We start from the raw sequence: 1328 nt of genomic DNA, 5'->3' as shown, positions 1-1328 counted from the left end.
AACTGAGGTTCACCCCGAATGGTGGACAGGGGGTTAAGCGGCTTCAGTAGCCGCGGTGAGTGACTTCTCGTAGTTGTCGGGACTGAGCATCCCGATGCTGGAGTGTCGTCGGGTAGTGTTGTAGAAATCTATCCAGTTGTCAACCGCGGCAACAAGTTCGGGTTTCGTGGCGAATACGTGCCGGTAGTAGTATTCGTGTTTGAAGCTCGACCACAGCGATTCGGCTCCGGCGTTGTCCCAGCAGATCCCGGTGGCACCCATCGACCGCCGCAGTCCGTGTCGTGCGCATGCCTCGACCATGGCCTGGGCGGTGTATTGGCTGCCGCGGTCCGAATGCAGGATAGTGCCGAGGCAGCGGCCTGGGCGCGTGGTCGCGGCCATGTCGACGGCGGTGGTGACCAGCTCGACGCGCATGTGATCAGCAACGGCCCAGCCGAGCACCTTCTTGGAGTGCTCGTCGCGGACCGCGCACAAATACATGTCGATCCCGCCGCAACTCAGGTAGGTGATATCGGTAGACCACACCGCATCGACACGACCCTGGTCAAAGCAGCGCGCCACCAGATCCGCGGGCAACGAGGCGGCCGGATCCACCACCGTTGTGCGGGTTTTGAACGTGCGCGGACTGATCCCGGCCACCCCGATCCCGGCCATGATCTTGGCGACCGTCTTCTCCGACACGACCTCACCGGCGGCGCGTAGCTCGGCGGTGATCCGAGGCGACCCATAGACCCCGCCCGAGTCGCGATGGGCCGCTAGTACCTTCACTTCCAGATCCGCGCGGCGCTGCTGGCGATCGGTCAAAGCTGTTGCGGTGGCTCGTTTCACGTACTGGTAGTAGCCCGTCCTCGACACCTCCAGCAACCGCGCCATGCGAACAACATCGGCGCGGCCGGACCGCCTGGTGGTGGTGACATCGGAGCCGGCGCACTCCGCAGCCATCAGCTCGAACCGTTCCTGTTCTGCTGCATCGCCGCAAAGTACGCCGAGGCTTTTTTCAAAAACGCGATGTCTTTGTCCTGCTCGGCGACCTGTTTGCGTAACCGCAGCAGCTCCGCTCTCTCCGCCGCGCTCAACGGCGCCTCACCATGCACGGCGGCGGCCGCGACCCGGCGCCGCTCATCAGCGACCCATTTACCCAGAAGCGGTTCACCCAAGCCCAGCTCGCGGGCTACCTCGGCGATCGAGCGGCCGGAATCGATCACCCGATGCGCGGCCTCGACCTTGTACTCGGTCGTAAACGACCGACGCTTCCGAGACATGCAGACATCCTCTCAGCAGGACCAGCAATCCTGCTAACTCGGTGTCCACCGTTCGGGGGGAACCTC

Annotated in this window: 2 protein-coding genes; both read right to left on the bottom strand. The window is 63.6% G+C overall.

Translation table 11 applies throughout. The features are described 5' to 3' along the window. Nucleotides 1-33: 33 nt before the first annotated feature. Nucleotides 34-942: an IS3 family transposase gene (locus ON39_RS33980; protein WP_040740363.1), complete on the bottom strand. Its 909-nt coding sequence runs from the start codon at nucleotides 940-942 to the stop codon at nucleotides 34-36. Then, nucleotides 942-1262, bottom strand: coding sequence for a transposase (locus ON39_RS33975; protein WP_040740362.1), 321 nt, complete (start codon nucleotides 1260-1262; stop codon nucleotides 942-944). Before ON39_RS33975 ends, ON39_RS33980 begins: the two co-directional genes overlap by 1 nt. Between the last annotated feature and the right edge of the window lie 66 nt (nucleotides 1263-1328).

Source organism: Nocardia tenerifensis NBRC 101015 (genome assembly GCF_000308715.1).
GTDB lineage: Bacteria > Actinomycetota > Actinomycetes > Mycobacteriales > Mycobacteriaceae > Nocardia > Nocardia tenerifensis.
The sequence above is the reverse complement of the archived record's forward strand: the minus strand, read 5'-3'. Positions and strand labels throughout refer to the sequence as shown.